Below are 17,955 nucleotides of genomic sequence, written 5' to 3' on the forward strand. Positions count from 1 at the left end.
ATCGTTCGACCTGTGGACCATCCTCCGCCCGGCGCCGCGCCTCCCCGGCTGCCCGGCCGGGCCCGGCATGGGGCCGGCCCGCCGAACCACCGGCAGAACCGCTTCCATGGATCTCGACCCGCCCGACGCAAGCATCGCGACCCTGGCGGCCGCCATGCGGCGGTGCCGCATCTGCGTCGAGCGCCCGCGTGGCGCGGCGCTGCCGCATTCGCCCCGTCCCATCTTCCAGGTCGCGCCCGGCGTCCGCCTCGTCGTCGCCAGCCAGGCCCCCGGGATCCGCGCCCACGTGAGCGGCATCCCGTTCCAGGACCCGTCGGGGCTGCGGCTGCGGGACTGGATGGCGATCGACGAGGCGCGCTTCTACGACCCCCGGCGCCTCGCCATCCTGCCGATGGGCTTCTGCTTCCCGGGGCACGACGCCGCGAAGGGCGACCTGCCGCCGCGTCCCGAATGCCGGCCCGCCTGGCACGATGCGGTCTTCGCCGCACTGCCGGACGTGGAGACCATCCTGGCCATCGGCCTCCACGCAATCCGCTACCACGCCCCCCGGCTCGGCGTGCCGCGCCCGGCCGGGCAGGGGCTCGGCGACACGGTGGCGGACTGGCGCCGGTACTTCGAGCGTCCGGCGCCCCGCATGCTGCCGCTGCCGCACCCGTCCTGGCGCAACAGCGCCTGGCTGAACCGGAACCCCTGGTTCGCCGCGGACCTGTTGCCGGTGCTGCGGGCCGAGGTGCGGCGCCTGACGTGATGACGCCGGTGGGGCCGGGGCCCTGCCGGCCTTGACCGGGCCCCGACGATCGCTTCAGACTCCGTGACGGTCTCGAGCTGGCGCCTGGATGCCCTCTGAAACCATCGAGAGAACTCTCCTGGTTTTCGGGGACGAGGGCGTCCACGCACGGACTCTCGGGCTTCGCGGCACGGCGCCGGAGGGCCGCCAGGAGGCACCATGAGCGACAGGACCGATCTCCCGACACTCGCGGCACCCGACGACGATCCCTTCCTGTGGCTGGAAGAGGTCGAGGGCGAGCGCGCGACCGCCTGGGTGGACCGGCAGACGGCCGACACGGTGCGGCGCTTCGGCGGCCCGCGCCGCGACGGCGATGCCGCGACCCTGGCGGCGCTTCTCGACCGCCCCGACAAGATCCCCGGCGTCACCCGGCGGGGCGACCACCTGTTCAACGTGTGGCAGGATGCCGAGAACCCCCGCGGCCTGTGGCGCCGCACGACGCTGGACTCCTACCGGGAGGCCGAGCCCCGTTGGGAGGTGCTGCTCGACGTCGACGCGCTGGCCCGGGCCGAGGGGGAGGACTGGGTCTTCGCCGGCGCCGCCATCGAGCCCGAGGGCCGGCGCCGCGCCATGCTGCGCCTGTCGCGCGGGGGCAGCGACGCCGTCGTGCTGCGCGAGTTCGACGTCGAGGCCCGCGCCTTCGTGCCGAACGGCTTCGCCGTGCCGGAAGCCAAGGGCGGGGTCGTGTGGGTCGACGCGGACCGGCTGCTGCTGTCGAGCACGGTCGACGCCGGCGGGGCGCCTGAGGGCGGCTTCGCGACGCGCTCGGGCTATGCCAGGACGGTGCGGCTGTGGCGGCGAGGGCAGGGGATCGCGGAGGCGGCGGTGCTGTTCGCGGCCGGCGACGCCTCCATGGCGGCGGGCGCGCATGTCGATCGCTCCACGGCCCGGCACCGCGTCTGGTTCACTGACACGATCGCCTTCTTCGACGCCGTCCACTGGCTGGGCGACGGCGACGGCCCGCGGCTGAAGCTCGACCTGCCCACCGATGCCGTGTCCGACGCGCATGGCGACACGCTGCTGGTGAAACCCCGCACGCCCTGGACGGTGGCGGGCCGGACCCACGCGCCGGACGAGCTGCTGGCCTGCTCGCTGGAGCGGTTCCTGGCGGGGGAGCGGAGCTTCGACCTCCTGTTCGCGCCGGGGCCGCGCCGCTCCCTCGAGGGCTTCTTCTGGGCCGGCGACCGCCTCGTCCTGTCGATCCTCGACGACCTCGTGCCGCGGTTCCAGCTGTTCACGCGGGCGCGGGACGGCTGGACGCGGCACGACCTCGACGGCCTGCCGGCGACCGGCGTCGTTACGCTCGGCACGCTCGACGCCCGGGCCGAGGACAGCGACGGCACGCTGGTGGTCGGCGCGCAGGACCCGCTCACGCCGGCCCGCACCCTGCTGTTCGACGTTTCCGGCGCCGCGCCCTTCCCGGCGCCCACGCTGCTCAAGGCGAGCCCCGCCGGCTTCGACGCCGCCGGCCTGACGGTGACGCGCCACGAAGCGGTCTCATCCGACGGCGAGCGGATCCCCTACGTGCAGACCGGACCGGCCGGCGAGACAGGGGACGCCCCGGTGCATCTCAGCGGCTACGGCGGCTTCGCGGTGTCGGAGCGACCCTATCACCGCGTCGGCATCGGCAAGCTGTGGCTGGAGCGGGGCGGCACGGCCGTGACGGCGAACCTGCGCGGCGGCGGCGAGTTCGGCACGCGCTGGCACGAGGCCGGGCGCCGGGAGGGCAAGCGCCTCGCCCACGACGACTTCGCCGCCGTCGCCGCCGACCTCGTGCGCCGGGGCGTGACGCGCCCGGGCCGCATCGCCGCCGAGGGCGGCTCCAACGGCGGTCTGCTCATCGCCAACATGCTGACGCGCTGTCCCGAGCGCTTCGGCGCGCTGTTCTGCACCATCCCGCTCATCGACATGCGCCGCTATTCCAAGCTCCTCGCCGGCGCCAGCTGGATCGCCGAATACGGCGACCCGGACGTGCCGGAGGACTGGGCCTTCCTGCAGCACATGTCGGCCTACCACACGGCCGTGCCGGACCGCCCGTACCCGCCGATCCTCATCGCGACCACGCGCCGCGACGACCGCGTCCACCCCGGCCACGCGCGCAAGATGGCGGCCAAGCTCCAGGCTATGGGCTACCCGGCCCATCTCTACGAGCCGGCCGCGGGCGGCCACGGCTACGGTAAGGACAATGCCGAGCGCGCCGCCTTCGTGGCCCTGGGCTATGCCTTCCTGCGGGACGCCATCGGCTGGGACGCCTGACGCGGGACGGCCTGTCGGGAGAACGGCGCCGGGCCGCCCGTCATCGTCACGGCCCGAAGCTCAGCGCCGGCGTGAAGCTGCGCTGGGCTTCGGGGGGCGGGGGCGGGAAGGGGGCGGCGGAGCGGATCATCTCGAGGCCCAGGGCGTCGACGTCCGCGTTGCCGCTCGATTGCACCACGGCGAGCTGGGTGAGCTGGCCGGTGTCGTCGATCGTGAAGGCGACGATCACCTGCCCCTTCAGGTGCTGGCGCTGCGCCCGTTCCGAGATGGCGGCGTTGCGGTTGAAGCGGCCGAAGACGAGGCCCTTGTAGGCGGCGCTGACCTGGGCGCCGTTGCCCGCCAGCACGCTGCGAAAGCTCATCGGCATGGCGCTCGTGTCCATGGGCAGGGCGGCGGCGAGCTTGTCGGCCTCGCTCGGCACCGTCTTGAGCACCGGCGGCGCCGGCTTCGGCAGCGGATCGGGCTTGGGCGGCAGCGGCAGCGGCACCGCGAATGCGGCGTCGGGAGCGCTGGTGGCGAGCGTCTGCGGGACGTCGGCCGGACGCGCCTCGTGCGTCGCCGCGTCGGTGCGGTCCCGCTCGGGCGCGAGGTTGGCGGGCTTGGCGTCCCGGTCCTGGGTGGCGGCCCGGGCCGGTTCCGGGGGCGGGGCCACGAGCTTCGGCGCCGCGGCGTCGCCCTCGGCCGACGAAGGAGGCTGCTGCGGCACGACCTCGGGCTTGGGCTCGGGCGGCGGTGGCACCGGCTGAACGTGGGGCGGGGCCGGCGGGTGGGGATCGGGCGCCACCGGAGGTGACGGCGGCGGCGTCATGGGTGGTGCCAGCGCCTGCTGGAGGGCGTCCGGCGCCTTCGGCCGGGCGGCGGCTGCCGGCGCCTTGGGAGCCTCGGGCGGGGCCGTCACCATCTCGACCGGGATCTCGATCTCGCGGGGGCGCGGGATCTCGCGCTGTGTCAACAGTAGCAGCAGCGCCGCCGCGAAGCCGACATGGACCAGGGCGGCCGGCACCAGGGCTCGCGCCGCACCGCGCAGGCGATCGGCGTGCGACAGCGGTCGGTCCTGCTGCAGCACATGGCGCGGTGCGAGGTCGAGCCGCGGCGAGGGGACGTGCAGGGCCTGGAGATGCGGGGCGTCCCCGAGGCGGGCGTCCGGAGGCACGTCGGCGGAGGTGGGTCCGCGCGTGTCGATCGAGATCAGGCCGGTGCTCCGTCATACGCCGTCGGCGGCCGCGCCCCACCCGAGGACCGCCCATCTCGCGTCTGGATAGAGGGCCGCGGCGCAAATGGGAAGGGGATCGCCCTCCCGTCCGCGCCCGGCCGCTCCCGTCAGGCCTTGTCGACCGACGCCCGGTAGATCTTGTCGATCGAGGTGCCCAGCGTCTTGTCGAACTCGGCGTCGCTCAACCCGTGACGCAGGTCGTCGATCAGCGCGCGCGAGAAGCTGGCGATCATGCCGTGGTTGTGGCGCAGCTGCTCGCAGGCCTCGTCGCGCGGGTAGCCGCCCGACAGCGCCACGACGCGCAGCACGCGCTCGTTCTCGCCGAGGCCGCGGTACAGGTCCGCCTCCGTCGGGATGGTGAGCTTCAGCATCACCTTCTGGCCGGCCGGCAAGGCCTTGAGATGCTTCTCGATCTCGTCCCGCAGCATGCGCTCGGCTTCCGCCTTGTCGGGCGCCTTGATGGAGACTTCGGGCTCGATGATCGGCATCAGACCGTGGCGGGCGATCTGGGCCGCCACCTCGAACTGCTGCGCCACGATGGCGGCGATGCCGGATGCCGAGGCGCGGTTGATGACGGACCGCATCTTGGTGCCGTAGACGCCGAGCTTGGCGGCGCGGGCCAGCAGCTCGTCGAGCTTGGGCATGGGCTTCATCAGCTGGACGCCGTCGGCTTCGGCTTCGAGCCCCTTGTCGACCTTGACGAAGGGGACGATGCCGCGCTTCTCCCACAGGTAGGACGGGACGGGCTGCCCTTCGACGTCCCCGTCCATCGTGCCTTCGAACAGGATGGCGCCGATCACCTTGTCGCCCGAGAAGGCCGGGGCCGTCATGATGCGGACCCGCATCTTGTGGATCTCGCCGAACATGGCGGCCTCGCCGCTATAGGCGGTCTCGGGGACGCCATACTGCGCGAGGGCCTTGGGCGTCGATCCGCCGCTCTGGTCGAGCGCGGCGATGAAGCCGCCCTTTTGCGACATCTGCGTCATCTTGGAGTCGTTCGCCATAGCCGTCGTTCTCGCGTGAAGCCGGGCGTTCCGGATCGCTCCGGCACCCTGTGATCCCCTGGGTCAGGGGAAGTCGTAAACACGCTGCGGGCCCATGGGAACCACCCGCGGCGCCCCAGCCTCAAGAAACCCCGGCGGCCGCTGTCGCGCCCCGCCCGTTAGGGCTTGCCGACGGGCGCGCCGTCAGGAGCCGGCGGCGGCGCGGTCCACGAACCAATGCGCCTCGCCCGCCGAGCGCAGGCGCCCGGCCGGCACGTCCTCGGCGCCGGAGCGGACATGCGCCAGCATCTCGGCCTTCTCGGCCCCCGTCACCAGGAAGGCGATGGCGCGCGAGGAAGCGATGACCGGATAGGTGAGGGTGAGCCGCGCTTCCGGCCGGCCCTCGGTGACGGCCGCGGCCCAACGCTCGTGCTCGTCGAGCACGGGCTGGCCCGGGATCAGCGAGGCCGTGTGGCCGTCCGGCCCGAGGCCGAGCAACGTCACGTCGAAGAGCGGCTTGGCGGGGTCGAGCGCCCCGGCGCCGTAGAAGCGCTTCAGCTCCTCCTCGTAGGCGCGCGCCGCCTCCTGGGGCGAGGCGAGGGCCGTGTCGAAGGGGTGGACGCTGGCCTGCGGCGCCGGCACGCGCGACAGCATGGCCTCGTTCACCATGCGGAAGTTGCTGTCCCGGTCGTCCTGCGGCACGAAACGCTCGTCGCCGAAGAACCATTCCGTCCTGCCCCAGGGAAAGCGGTCGCGATAGGCCGGGCCCGCCAGCCGCTCGTAGAGCCGCTTGGGGGTCGAGCCGCCCGAAAGGCTGACGGTGAAGCGCGACTTCCCGGCCGACTGGGCGAGGAGCCAGGACGCCACCGCCTCGGCCACGGCATCGGCGTCGGCATGGACCGACATCGGCCCGGCACTGACCTTGGGCTCCGCCATCATCGTGTCTCCCCTTGGGCTGCGGCGGCGCTGCGCAGGGCCGCGATCCGTTCGGCGTAGTCGGGCGCGTCGAACACGTAGGAGCCCGCCACGAAGACGTCGGCCCCCGCCACCACGCCCGCCCCGATGGTGTCGGCATTGATGCCGCCGTCCAGCATGACCCGCGCCCCGAGCCCGCGATCGCGCAGGCGCTGGCGGATCGCCCGGACCTTGGGCAGCATCTCGGGCAGGAAGCTCTGGCCGCCGAAGCCCGGGTTCACCGTCATGACGATGACGACGTCGCACAGGTGCAGCACGTAGTCGACGAGTTCGGGCGGGCTGGCGGGGTTCAGCGCCACGCCGGCCTGCTTGCCGAGCGCGCGGATCTGGCCGAGCACGCGATGGAGGTGGATGGTGGAGGAGGATTCCGCCTGCACGACAATGGAATCGGCGCCGCTCTTCACGAAATCCGCGATGAAGTTTTCGGGCTCCACGATCATGAGGTGGAGGTTGAGGTGCCGGTCCGTCGCCTTGCGGATGGCGGCCACGATGCCGGGGCCGAAGGTGATGTTGGGGACGAAGCGCCCGTCCATGATGTCGACGTGCAGCCAGTCCGCGCCGGCCGCGTCCACGGCGCGGCAATCCTCGGCGAGGCGGCCGAAATCCGCCGACAGGACGGAGGGGGCGATCAGCACGTCGTTCATCGGATCGGACCTCCGGAGTTCGCGGCCGTCTCGAACGCGTGCCCGCATGCCTCGGAAACCATGGAAGGGTTCTCTCCGTCTTCGGCGACCGCGGCCGTCATCACACCCTCTCAGCCGGCCTGGCCGGCGGGAAGCAGGAAGTCCTCGATGGCCTTGGCGAAGCCCTCGTCGTCGAAGCCGGCCGTGACGGCCGAGGCCTGCGCCTTCACGGCGTCGCTGGCATTGCCCATGGCGATGGAGAAGCCGCTGCGCTTGAACATGTTCACGTCGTTGGGCATGTCGCCGATCGTGGCGATCTCGGCCGTGGGGATGCCCAGCGTCTTCGACAGGGTCTCGACGACGTCGCCCTTGTTGGCGTGGGGATGGGTGACGTCGAGATAATAGGGCTGGGACCGGGCGGCGGAGGCGCCCTCGCCCAGGGCCGCCTGGACGTCCTTCTCGGCCTTTTCCACGGCGGCGAGGTCGTCGGACACGCCGACCACCTTCACGGCCCGATCGAGGTCGGCGTCCGAGAAGGAGCCCACGACCTTGGGCTCGAACTTCACCGTCCAGGCTTCCCGCTCGACATGCGGCGCGCCCGCCGCCGTGATGAACCAGTCCTCGGCCGTATACAGCCAGGCATCGAGCCCGTGCTCCTTGATGAGCGCGATCGCCTTGCGCGTCACCTCGGGCGACAGGGTCTTTTCCTCGATGACGGAAAGGTCCGGCTTCACCATGGCGCCGCCGTTGAAGCCGGCGATCATGGTGGTGATGTGCAGCGGCGCGATTAGCATGGCCATGCCGCGCGGCGGCCGGCCGCTCGTCACGGCGAACCTGATGCCGGCCTTCTCCAGCGCCGCCACGGCCGCGACGGCCCGCGGCGTCAGCACCTTGTCCTTGGTGACGACCGTGCCGTCCACGTCGGCGAGCAGCAGCGAGATCTTGCCCTTGGGTCGCTCGGCCATGTCAGCTCCTCCCCGAAGCGCCTTGCGAACCGAGCGCGTAGAGCTCGATCGCCTTGGCGAAACCGTCGTTCTCGCAATCGTCCGTAACGGCCCGGGCCGCGGCCTTGACGGCCTCCGAGCCGTTGCCCATGGCGACGCCGAACCCCGCCGCCTGCAGCATGGGGATGTCGTTGGTGCCGTCGCCGATGGTCAGGACGGCGGAGACCGGCACGCCGAAGGCCTCGGCGAGGCTCTTCACCGCCTCGCCCTTGTGGGCGGCGGGGTTGGTGACGTCGAGGTAATAGCTCTGCGACCGGGTGGCGATGGCGTCGCCGCCCAGCTCCCGCTGCAGGTCGGTCTCGCAGCGGGCCAGCAGCGCGTGGTCGTTGCAGGAGCCGATAACCTTCAGCACGTGCCCGTAGAGCTCCGGGCCGAAGTCCTCCACCACGACCGGGTCCTGGCCGATGGTCCGCGTTTCGAGCCCGACATTGTCGCCGTCGGGATCGCGGAGGTACCAGTGCGTGTCGGTGAACAGCCAGGGGTCGAGGCCGCGTCCGCGCAGGAAGGCCACGGCCCGCCGGGCGACGTCGGGGGCGAGCAGCTTCTCGGCGATGACGTTGAAGGCGCCGTCGACGATGGCGCCGCCGTTGATGGCGGCCGCCGTCACCTGCAGGCCCAGCATGGCGTAGATCGGCCGCAGGCCGACGGGCGGGCGCGCCGTCGTGACGGTGAAGCCGATGCCGGCCCGTTCGAGCGCCGCAATGGCGGCCCGGGTGCGCGGCGTCAGCTCCTTCGCGTGGTTGACCAGCGTGCCGTCGATGTCGGAGACGACGAGGCGGATGGGCTCGGCGGGCCTTGGGCCGTCGCTCACTGGTCCGATTCCCTGATCTTGCGCGGGCCGGGATCGAGCTTCACGGGACGCCAGGTCCGACCGCCGTCGCGCGCCAGCAGCAGGTCGGCGGCGAGCGGCCCGGACGTGCCGGCGATGTAGTTGGGGAAGTCCTCGGGCGGCACCTTGCCCCAGTGGTGCAGCACGTCGCCCACGATGCGCCAGCCCTCCTCGACTTGGTCGGCGCGCTGGAACAGCGTCTGGTCGCCGGTCATCACGTCGTAGATCAGCGTCTCGTAGCCGACGTTCTGCTGGGGCGGAAACCAGTCCTTGTAGGCGAAATTCATCTTCACGCTCTTGAGATCGACGGCCGGGCCGGGTCGCTTGATCTCGAACTGCAGCGAGATGCCTTCGTCGGGCTGGATGCGGATCACCAGCCAGTTGGCGGCGATGTCGGCGGAGGGCGTATTGTGGAACAGCGCCATCGGGGCCGTCTTGAAGCGGATGGCGATCTCGCTGGTGCGGGTCGTCATGTACTTGCCGGTGCGCAGGTAGAAGGGCACGCCGGCCCAGCGCCAGTTGTCGATGGTCAGCTTCAGCGCCGCGAAGGTCTCGGTCTTCGAGCGGGGGTCGACCTTGGGTGATTCGCGGTAGCCCTTGACCTGCTTGCCGAGCACGACGCCGCCGTCGTACTGGCCCCGCACGGCCTGGGCGGGCTCGATCGTCTTGATCGACTTGAACACATCGACCTTCTTGGAACGCACGTCATCGGCGTCGAACGACACCGGAGGCTCCATGGCGGTCATGGCGACGAGCTGGAAGACGTGGTTCGGCACCATGTCGCGCAGGGCGCCCGTCCCCTCGTAGAAGGCGCCGCGCTGCTCGACCCCCACGGTTTCGGCGACGGTGATCTGCACGTGGTCGATGCGGTCGCGGTTCCACAGAGGCTCGAAGAGGCCGTTGGCGAAGCGGAACGCCATGATGTTCTGGACCGTCTCCTTGCCGAGGAAATGGTCGATGCGGTAGATCTGGTCCTCGTTCAGCACCTTGAGGATGCGGGCGTTGAGCGCCTGCGCCGAGGGCAGGTCGTGGCCGAAGGGCTTCTCGATGACGACCCGGCGCCAGGGCGCCGTGCCGGCATCGTCGTCGGTGTCGGGCTGGACCAGCTTCGCTTCGCCCAGCTTGTCGACGACCGTGCCGAAGAACCGGTCGGCCACCGCCAGGTAGAACAGCACGTTGCCGCCCGTCTTGTGGCTGCCCTCGAAGGCGCCGAGCCGGTCCTTCACGGCCGCATAGGTCTTGGGGTCCTCGAAGTCCCCCTTGAGGTAGAACATGCGCTCCTTGAGCCAGTCCCAGGCCGTCATGTCGATCTTGGACGGGTCGAACTCGCCGGTGCCGCCGATGAAGCTCTGCATCATCTCGGTGAGGCTGTCCCGCCAGGAGGCGTCGGAACCGTCGGAATGATCGACGCCCAGGATGGCAAAGTCGTCCGGCAGCAGCCGCGTCGTGGCGAGGTTGTAGAGCGCCGGGGTGACGAGGCGTTTGGTGAGATCGCCCCCGCCCCCGAAGATCACCATGGCGCAGGGGCCGGCCTTGGGGACCGACTCGCTCGGCGCCCCGGACATGCTGACGGTCTGGTCCATGGTGGAGGTCCCCCTCAGCGCGGCGTGGGTTCGGTGCTGGCCCCCTCGGGCGCCGGCGCGTCGCGGTGCTCGACGTGGCCGCCGAAGCCGAAGCGCATGGCCGACAGGGCCTTCTCGCCGAACGTGTGCTCTTCGCGCGAGCGGAAGCGGGCATAGAGGGCGGCCGACAGCACGTTGGCCGGCACCGCCTCCTCGATGGCGGCCTCGATGGTCCATCGCCCCTCGCCGGAATCGTCCACCACGCCCGAGAAATGCTCGAGCTTGGGGCTCGCCGTCAGCGCCGAGGCGGTGAGGTCGAGCAGCCAGGACGAGATCACGCTGCCGCGGCGCCAGACTTCGGCGATGTCCGTGAGGTTGAGGTCGAAGCGCTCGCTCTCGGTGAGTTCGGGAGAATCCTTCTTCTTCAGGATGTCGAAGCCCTCGGCATAGGCCTGCATCAAGCCGTATTCGATGCCGTTGTGCACCATCTTGACGAAGTGGCCGGCGCCGGTCGGGCCCGCGTGGATGTAGCCGCGCTCGGCACGGGTGTCGGTGAGCTTCTCGCGGCCCGGCGTGCGGGGGATGTCGCCGATCCCGGGCGCCAGCGCGTCGAGGATGGGGTCGATGGTGTCGACCGCTTCCTTGGCGCCGCCCACCATCATGCAATAGCCGCGCTCCAGGCCCCAAACGCCGCCCGACGTCCCGACGTCGACGTAATGGATGCCCTTCTCCTTCAGCGCCTGGCCGCGATGGATGTCGTCCTTGTAGAACGAATTGCCGCCGTCGATCAGGATGTCGCCGGAGGACAGGAGCTTGCCGAGCGCGTCGACGGTCTCGCCCGTGATGGTGCCGGCGGGCAGCATGACCCAAACGACGCGCGGCGTTTCGGTGAACTTCGACACGAGGTCCTCGAGCCCCTCGGCGCCGGCGGCGCCGGCCTCGACGAGGTCGCCGACCGCCCGCGCGTTGCGGTCGTAGGCGATGCACTGGTGTCCATGCTTCTGGAGACGCCGGACGATGTTGCCGCCCATCCGGCCGAGACCGATCACGCCGATTTGCATCGCTGAAGCCTTTGTCGAGAGTTGCGTCGTCGAGAGGTGCTTGATCGAGAGGTGCTTGGTCGAGAGGTGCTCGGTCGAACTTGCGTCCTCGAGACTCGCGTCGTCGAGACTCGCAGCACCTTCAGCCCGGCCCGGCCCCTCGGATGGCGGGGCTGCGGCGGACGGCAGGCGCCGGCCTGAGCCGGTCTTCACGATGTAGGGACCATCGCCGCCGTGATGCGCGATGGGGTGCAGGGGCGGGACCGCCGTCCCTGCACGGAAGCTGGAAGCGCCGCTTCAGGCCGCCTTGCTGAACTCGCTGCGGCGTTTCTTCACGCCGCCGATCAGGTTGTCGAAGGCTTCCTCGAACTTCTTGATGCCGTCGAGCACCAGTTCGTGGGTGATGTCGTCGAGGGAGATGCCGAGCTTTTCCAGGGCCTGCAGCGTCGCCTCGGCGCCGGCCACGTCGCTCTCGATCGAGTCCTTGATGGCCGTGCCGTGGTCGCGGAAGGCCTTCATCGTGGCGGGCGGCATCGTGTTCACGGTGTCGCGGCCGATGATGTTGTCGACGTAGTAGGTGTCGGGCAGGGACTTGTCCTTGGTGCCGGTCGACGCCCACAGCAGCCGCTGCGGATGCGCGCCCTTGGCGGCCAGCTTCTCCCAACGCGGGCCCGAGAAGATCGCCTTGGAGCGCTGGTAGGCGCGCTTGGCGTTGGCGATGGCGACCTTGTGGAGGGTCTTCTCGACCAGTGCCGGGTCGGCGTCCTTCAGGGCGGTGATCTTGCTGTCGGCCGCCGCGTCGATGCGGCTGAGGAAGAAGCTCGCCACCGAAGCGACGCGGGATACGTCCCCGCCCTTGGCGGCCAGTTCCTCCAGGCCCGCGATATAGGCCTGGGCCACGTCCTCGTAGGCCTTCACGGCGAAGAGCAGCGTCACGTTGACGTTGATGCCTTCCGCGATCGTGGCCTGGATGGCGGGGGTGCCGGCGTCGGTGCCGGGGATCTTGATCATCAGGTTGGGGCGGTGCACGGCGGCCCAAAGGCGCTTGGCGTCGGCCTTGGTGGCATCCGTGTCGTTGGCGATGTTGGGCGCCACCTCGAGGCTGACGAAGCCGTCGGCGCCGTTGGCCGCCTCGTAGACGCTCCGGAAGGCGTCGGCGGCTGCCTGGATGTCGGCGATCGCGATGGTCTCGTAGACCGTCATGTCGTCGGCCTTGCCGTCGCCGAGCATCTGCTTCAGCACGTCGTCGTAGTCGTGGGTCGAGCCGATCGCCTTCTCGAAGATCGACGGGTTCGAGGTCAGCCCCTTGAGCCCGTCCTTTTCGATGAGCCCGGCCAGTTCGCCGGACGACATCAGGGTCTTGTGGAGGTCGTCGAGCCAGGGGGACTGGCCGCAGGCTTCGAGGTCTTTCATCGGGTTCATGGCGTGCTCCTCACGGGCAGGACGGCGCGGACGGGGGGCGCCGGATCGGTCCGGCGCCCCGGGCATCACTCGGCGGCGTGGTTCCCTGCGGATTTCTGCTTCTCGATCTGCTGCTTGGCGTGCTCGACGATCTTCTCGGGGGTGAAGCCGAACTTCGAGAGCAGCGACTTCAGCGGCGCCGAAGCGCCGAAGGTGTGCATCCCCACGACGGCGCCGAGACGGCCGGTATATTTCTCCCAACCCATCGTGGCGGCCTGCTCCACGGCGACGCGGGCCGCGATCGCGGGCGGCAGCACCTCGTCCTGGTACGCCTGGTCCTGCAGCTCGAACTGCTCCCAGCACGGCATGGAGACCACGCGGGCCGGGATGCCCTCCTTGGCGAGGGCCTCGTAGGCCTGGACGCAGAGGTAGAGCTCCGAGCCCGTGCCCATCAGGATGACCTGCGGGGCCTGTCCGTCCTTCGGATCGGCGAGCACGTAGGCACCCTTCTGCACGCCGGCTGCCGGCTTGAAGACCGTGCGGTCCAGCGTCGGCATGGGCTGGCGCGACAGGATCAGCGCGGCGGGATTGCGCTGGAGGCCGATGGCGAACTTCCACGCCTCGGCCGCCTCGTTGGCGTCGCCGGGGCGCAGCACGAAGAGCCCGGGGATGGCGCGCAGGCTCGGCACCTGTTCGACCGGCTGGTGCGTCGGCCCGTCCTCGCCGACGCCGATCGAATCATGCGTGAAGATCCAGAGGGACGGCAGTTCCATCAGGGACGACAGGCGGATCGCCGGCCGCATGTAGTCCGAGAAGATCAGGAAGGTGGCGCCGTAGGGGCGCAGCCCCGACAGGGCGAGGCCGTTGCAGATGGCGCCCATGGCGTGTTCGCGCACGCCGAAATGGATGTTGCGGCCGCCGCGGCTCTCGGGCTTTAAGGTCCCGGCCTCCTTGGCGGTCTGGTTGGTCTTGGTCGATTCGTCGAGGTCGGCCGAGCCGCCGATCAGCCAGGGATAGTGCGGTGCCAGGGCGTTCTCGGCCTTGGAGGCGGATTCGCGCGTCGCCATGCCCTTCTCGTCGGCGGGGAAGACCGGGATGGCGTCGAAGGCGGCCTGCGGCACTGTCTTGGAGATGATGGCGTCGAGCGCCACGCCCTCCTCCGGGTACTTCTCCTTGTAGGCGGCGAACAGGTCGGCCCACCGGGCGTGGAGGTCGCCGCCGCGCTTCCCCATCGTGTCGGCGAAGCGCTCGTAGACGCCGTCCGGCACCAGGAACTCGGAATCCTCCGGCCAACCGTAGAACTTCTTGGTCAGCCTGACCTCGTCGGCGCCGAGCGGCGAGCCGTGGGACTTGTTGGAATCCTGCTTGTTGGGCGAGCCGTAGCCGATGTGGCTCTCCACGATGATCATCGTGGGGCGGGACTTCTCCTCCTCGAAGGCCGAGTAGGCGGCGGCGACCTGCTTGAGGTCGTTGGCGTCGCGCACGTGGACGACGTTCCAGCCATAGGCCAGGAAGCGGGCGCCGACGTCCTCGCTGAAGGCCCAGCCGGCCGGGCCGTCGAGCGTCACGTTGTTGGAATCGTAGATCCAGCAGAGGTTGTCGAGCTTCCAATGGGCGGCGAGCGAGGCCGCCTCGGAGCCGATGCCCTCCATCATCTCGCCGTCCGACGTGATGGCGTAGATGTTGTAGTCGAAGAGCTGGAAATCCGGCTTGTTGTAGTGGGCCGCCAGCCACTTCTCCGACAGGGCCATGCCGACCGACATGGCAATGCCCTGGCCGAGCGGGCCGGTCGTCGCCTCGACGCCCGTGGTCATGCCGTATTCGGGGTGGCCGGGCGTGTAGGAGCCCGCCTGGCGGAAGCTCTTCACGTCGTCCATCGACACCGCGAGGCGGTTCAGCTTCTGCCCGTCATGGTCGACGGCCTCGACCTTGGTCAGGTGCAGCATCGAGTAGAGCAGCATGGAGGCGTGGCCGGCCGATAGGACGAAGCGGTCGCGGTTGGGCCAGAGCGGGTTCTTGGGGTCGTAGCGGAGGCGCTCCGTCCAAAGGTCGTAGGTGGGGGCCGCCATGCCCATCGGGGCGCCGGGATGTCCGGAATTGGCTTTCTGGATCGCGTCGATCGAGAGCGTGCGGATCGTGTTGATGCACAGTTGATCGATGTCGCTCATGGTGTCCCCTCTCGCCGCACGCGGCAGGTCTGTCGGTCCCGAGCCTGTGCTAGCTCAAGCTTGGCTGGTCGTCCACGCGCTGCCCATCGTCGCCGGGCTCGAATCCGTCTCAAGCGAAACCGCTCCCCGTCGAATTTTGTTCAACGGCTCCTGAGGCTTTCGCCCGGGGACCCGGCCCGCCAACCCGCGCTTGCGCTCGCGCTCCGCCCGCCGCATGGAAGACCGGGATCAACGACCGTGGGATGACGGTGCCATGCTGGCGAGGCGGTTTGCACTGGCGTTCGGGCTGCTCCTGGCCGTTGTCCTGTCCCAGGTGCCGGAATTCGTGCAGCAGTACCGCCAGCGCCTCGGCGGCGCGGTCGACGAGTTGCGGCGCATCGTGGCGCAATTCGACGAGGAGGCGCAGGCCCAGTCGATCGACCGCGACGCCGGCATCGCCCGACTGCGGTCGAACGCCGATCCGCTGGTCCAGGCCCGCGGCTTCGACCTCCAGGCGGCCGTGGACCGCGAGCGCCGCCTCGAGGCGCAGGACAGGGCCTTCGCCGAAGCCGGCCCGCTCAGCACCTATGCGGTCTTCGCCGAAGGGTTCGACCCGGAACTCGCCAGGCGCACCTATGCGATCTTCCAGCCCGCCGTGCCGGTGACGAGTGCAGGGTTCGTGGCCGGGGCAGGGGGTTTCCTCCTCGGCTACGGCGGCCTGCGCGCCGCCGCCGCGCCCTTCCGCCGCCGCCGCAGGGCCGCGCTCGCGGCCTGAGCCCGCCCGAATTGACCGCGGCGGATCGGCTCCCTATGTCCAGGTCTGCCCCTCCCCAGAGTCCGCCATGGCCGTCCGCCCGATCATCACGCTGCCCGACACCCTCCTGCGCCAGCGTTCCGAGCCCGTCGGCACCGTGGATGCCTCGATCCGGGCGACGCTCGACGACATGATCGACACCATGTACGACGCGCCCGGCATCGGCCTCGCCGGCGTGCAGGTCGGCGTCATGAAGCGCCTCGTCGTGCTCGACACGGCCCGCAAGGACGAGGCGCCCCAGCCGTTGTTCCTGGTGGATCCCGAGATCGTCGCGGTGTCGCAGGAGCGGATGATCTACGAGGAGGGTTGCCTGTCGATCCCCGACTATTACGAGGACGTCGAGCGACCCGAGCGCGTGCGCGTGCGCTTCAAGGATCGGGACGGCGCCGAATGCGAGATGGAGGCCGAGGGCCTGCTCGCCATCGCCATCCAGCACGAGGTGGACCACCTCAACGGCGTGCTCTTCATCGACCACATCTCGCGTTTGAAGCGCGAGCGCGTCGTCAAGAAGTTCGCCAAGGCGGCGCGCCTCGCCCAGGAGGAGGGCCGCGCCTACGATGCCCGGTCCGAGCCGCGCGAGGCCATGGGCGCGCGCAAGCCGCCCCGCCCCGCCGAACCCGCCGCCTGAACCGGCCCGGGCCATGCGCATCGTCTTCATGGGCACGCCGGCCTTCGCGGTGCCGACACTCAGCGAGATCGTCGGGCAGGGGCACGAGGTCGTCGCCGTCTACACGCGGGCGCCGGCGCGCTCCGGCCGCGGCATGGCCGAGGCGCCCTCGCCCGTCCACGCCCTGGCGTCCCGGCTCGGCCTCCCGGTGCACCATCCGGCGAGCCTCAAGGGCGACGCGATGGCCGAGAGTTTTCGGGCCCATGGCGCCGACCTCGGCATCGTCGTGGCCTTCGGCATGATCCTGCCCCTGGCGTGCCTCGACGCGCCGGCACTCGGCTGCGTCAACCTCCATGCCTCGCTCCTGCCGCGCTGGCGCGGTGCGGCGCCGATCCAGCGCGCCGTCATGGCGGGCGATGCGGAGGCGGGCGTCGGCGTGATGCGGATGGAGGTGGGGCTCGACACCGGCCCGGTCGGCATGGAGGAGCGCATCCGCCTCACCCCCGACATGACGGCCGGCGACCTGCACGACCGGCTGGCGCCGGTCGGCGCCGACCTCATGGGCCGCGCCGTCGGCGCGCTGGAGCGCGGCACCCTGCAGTTCCGGCCGCAGCCCGCCGAGGGCGTCACCTATGCGGCCAAGATCGACAAGGCGGAGGCGCGCATCGACTGGTCGCGCGAGGCCGGCGCGGTGCTGCGCCAGGTCATGGGCCTGTCGCCGTTCCCGGGCGCCTTCTTCGAGGCCGATCTCGGCCATGGCGTCGAGCGCGTCAAGGTGCTGCGGGCGCGCCCGTCGGACGGGTCCGGCCCGCCCGGCACGGCGCTCGACGATGCCCTGACGGTGGCCTGCGGCGCCGGCGCGGTGGCGTTGACGCAGGTGCAGCGCGCCGGCAAGGGGCCGGTGTCGGCGGCCGAGTTCCTGCGCGGGCGGCCCATGCCGGCGGGGCTGCGGCTGGGCTGATGCCCCGCTACAAGCTGACGATCGAATATGACGGCACCGGCTTCGTGGGCTGGCAGCGCCAGGCCAACGGGCTCTCGGTGCAGGAGGCGCTCGAGACCGCGGCGGCGCCGCTGGGCTGCCCGCCCGGCGGCATCCGCGGCGCGGGCCGCACGGATGCCGGCGTGCACGCCACCGGGCAGGTGGCGCATCTCGACCTCGTCAAGCCCTACCGCACCGACAGCGTCCGCGACGCCGTGAACAGCCGGCTGAAGCCGCACCGCATCGCGGTCCGGGCGGTCGAGGCCGTGGCGGAGGACTTCGACGCCCGCCATTCCGCCGTGCGGCGCCACTACCTCTACCGGATCGTCAACCGCCGGGCGCCGCTGGCGCTCGACGCGGGACAGTGCTGGCTGGTCAAGCCCGCGCTCGACGCGGAGGCGATGCGGGGCGCCGCGCGCGGCCTGCTCGGCCTCCACGACTTCTCCACCTTCCGGGACAGCGAATGCCAGGCGGCCAGCCCCGTGCGCACCCTCGACGGGTTCGACGTGGCGCGGGACGGGGAGCGGGTCGAGATCCGGGTCTGGGCGCGGTCCTTCCTGCATCGCCAGGTGCGGTCGATGGTGGGGTCGCTCGCCTATGTCGGGCTCGGCAAGTGGACGGCGGCCGACCTCCGGGCCGCCCTCGACGCCCGCGATCGCCGCCGCTGCGGCCAGGTGGCGCCGTCTGATGGGCTCTACCTGACGGCCGTCGACTACCCCTGAGCGTCTGCGGACG

The 17,955-nt window shown here is 70.9% G+C and carries 16 protein-coding genes; 6 read left to right on the forward strand and 10 right to left on the reverse strand.

Features of this window, described 5'->3' with window-relative positions; genetic code table 11:
* The first annotated feature begins 106 nt into the window (after positions 1-106).
* Together D3272_RS19395 and D3272_RS19400 are read left to right on the forward strand one after the other, a co-directional pair.
* Positions 107-748 (forward strand): uracil-DNA glycosylase family protein, encoded by a 642-nt coding sequence (locus D3272_RS19395; RefSeq protein WP_129220864.1) that lies wholly within the window; start codon positions 107-109, stop codon positions 746-748.
* A gap of 198 nt (positions 749-946) precedes the next feature.
* Positions 947-3,043 carry a prolyl oligopeptidase family serine peptidase gene (locus D3272_RS19400; RefSeq protein ID WP_129220865.1) on the forward strand — a complete coding sequence of 699 codons (2,097 nt, stop codon included), beginning with the start codon at positions 947-949 and terminating at the stop codon, positions 3,041-3,043.
* 46 nt (positions 3,044-3,089) lie between these two features.
* Here D3272_RS19400 and D3272_RS19405 read toward each other — a convergent pair whose 3' ends face one another.
* The 10 genes from D3272_RS19405 to tkt all read right to left on the reverse strand — a co-directional run bounded on the left by D3272_RS19405 (position 3,090) and on the right by tkt (position 14,841).
* On the reverse strand, positions 3,090-4,196 hold the full coding sequence (locus tag D3272_RS19405; protein ID WP_129220866.1) for an energy transducer TonB: 1,107 nt from the start codon (positions 4,194-4,196) through the stop codon (positions 3,090-3,092).
* 167 nt (positions 4,197-4,363) lie between these two features.
* Complete coding sequence (locus tag D3272_RS19410) at positions 4,364-5,260, reverse strand: fructose bisphosphate aldolase (RefSeq protein WP_129220867.1); 897 nt, start codon at positions 5,258-5,260, stop codon at positions 4,364-4,366.
* 183 nt (positions 5,261-5,443) lie between these two features.
* Positions 5,444-6,178 (reverse strand): 6-phosphogluconolactonase, encoded by a 735-nt coding sequence (pgl, locus tag D3272_RS19415; protein ID WP_245496678.1) that lies wholly within the window; start codon positions 6,176-6,178, stop codon positions 5,444-5,446.
* Positions 6,175-6,858 (reverse strand): ribulose-phosphate 3-epimerase, encoded by a 684-nt coding sequence (gene rpe / locus D3272_RS19420; protein WP_129220868.1) that lies wholly within the window; start codon positions 6,856-6,858, stop codon positions 6,175-6,177. The genes pgl and rpe overlap by 4 nt, the downstream gene beginning before the upstream one ends.
* A gap of 110 nt (positions 6,859-6,968) precedes the next feature.
* Positions 6,969-7,802 (reverse strand): Cof-type HAD-IIB family hydrolase, encoded by an 834-nt coding sequence (locus tag D3272_RS19425; RefSeq protein WP_129220869.1) that lies wholly within the window; start codon positions 7,800-7,802, stop codon positions 6,969-6,971.
* A gap of 1 nt (position 7,803) precedes the next feature.
* On the reverse strand, positions 7,804-8,652 hold the full coding sequence (locus D3272_RS19430) for a Cof-type HAD-IIB family hydrolase (protein ID WP_165361421.1): 849 nt from the start codon (positions 8,650-8,652) through the stop codon (positions 7,804-7,806).
* Positions 8,649-10,253, reverse strand: a complete 1,605-nt coding sequence (zwf, locus tag D3272_RS19435) for a glucose-6-phosphate dehydrogenase (protein WP_245496679.1) — start codon at positions 10,251-10,253, stop codon at positions 8,649-8,651. Before zwf ends, D3272_RS19430 begins: the two co-directional genes overlap by 4 nt.
* A 14-nt stretch (positions 10,254-10,267) precedes the next feature.
* Positions 10,268-11,338 (reverse strand): phosphogluconate dehydrogenase (NAD(+)-dependent, decarboxylating), encoded by a 1,071-nt coding sequence (gnd, locus tag D3272_RS19440; protein ID WP_281010980.1) that lies wholly within the window; start codon positions 11,336-11,338, stop codon positions 10,268-10,270.
* 231 nt (positions 11,339-11,569) lie between these two features.
* Positions 11,570-12,694, reverse strand: coding sequence for a transaldolase (gene tal, locus D3272_RS19445; protein WP_165361422.1), 1,125 nt, complete (start codon positions 12,692-12,694; stop codon positions 11,570-11,572).
* A gap of 65 nt (positions 12,695-12,759) precedes the next feature.
* A complete protein-coding gene (tkt, locus tag D3272_RS19450) occupies positions 12,760-14,841 on the reverse strand; it encodes a transketolase (protein ID WP_129220873.1) in 2,082 nt (693 codons plus the stop codon).
* A 253-nt stretch (positions 14,842-15,094) separates the two neighbouring features.
* Here tkt and D3272_RS19455 point away from each other — a divergent pair, with 253 nt between their 5' ends.
* The 4 genes from D3272_RS19455 (at position 15,095) to truA (ending at position 17,942) form a co-directional block, all read left to right on the forward strand.
* Positions 15,095-15,595 (forward strand): DUF2937 family protein, encoded by a 501-nt coding sequence (locus D3272_RS19455; protein WP_165361423.1) that lies wholly within the window; start codon positions 15,095-15,097, stop codon positions 15,593-15,595.
* Positions 15,596-15,662: 67 nt separating this feature from the next.
* The gene (gene def, locus D3272_RS19460; protein WP_129220875.1) at positions 15,663-16,262 is read left to right on the forward strand and encodes a peptide deformylase; all 600 of its coding nucleotides are present in this window, start codon (positions 15,663-15,665) and stop codon (positions 16,260-16,262) included.
* A 13-nt stretch (positions 16,263-16,275) separates the two neighbouring features.
* The gene (gene fmt, locus D3272_RS19465) at positions 16,276-17,202 is read left to right on the forward strand and encodes a methionyl-tRNA formyltransferase (RefSeq protein WP_129220876.1); all 927 of its coding nucleotides are present in this window, start codon (positions 16,276-16,278) and stop codon (positions 17,200-17,202) included.
* Entirely contained in the window at positions 17,202-17,942 is a 741-nt protein-coding gene (gene truA / locus D3272_RS19470) for a tRNA pseudouridine(38-40) synthase TruA (protein WP_129220877.1), read from the forward strand. The genes fmt and truA overlap by 1 nt, the downstream gene beginning before the upstream one ends.
* The last annotated feature ends 13 nt before the right edge of the window (positions 17,943-17,955 follow it).

The organism is Lichenibacterium ramalinae, from assembly GCF_004137085.1.
GTDB lineage: Bacteria > Pseudomonadota > Alphaproteobacteria > Rhizobiales > Beijerinckiaceae > Lichenihabitans > Lichenihabitans ramalinae.